Genomic DNA, 255 nt, shown 5'->3' on the forward strand with positions numbered 1-255 from the left:
CGGTTAAACCGTTGCTGTCCAGCTTGCTGTCACCCGCAGTCACACTGGTAACCGTAATGTCATCGGCCAGGTTGTAGTTGATCTGGTTGTCCGCCCCCGCTGTAATCTCGATGTTGCCATCAGTATTTGCGTAGTCAACCGTCTCGCCCAACTTCACATTGTCCGATGTGCCACCTTGTGCACTGATGTTAAAGCCGGTGTTCGTCAAGTCCGTTGCAACTTGAGCAACCTGTCCTTCCGTCGCTGCACGGTCTG

General features: G+C 53.7%; 1 pseudogene. It reads right to left on the minus strand.

Going from position 1 to position 255, the window contains the following annotated elements:
- Positions 1–255 (minus strand): annotated as a pseudogene (locus HUN22_RS17895) (hypothetical protein); the annotation flags it as partial.

Origin of the sequence: Acinetobacter lactucae, from assembly GCF_013344765.1 — a bacterium.
Lineage (GTDB): Bacteria > Pseudomonadota > Gammaproteobacteria > Pseudomonadales > Moraxellaceae > Acinetobacter > Acinetobacter lactucae_A.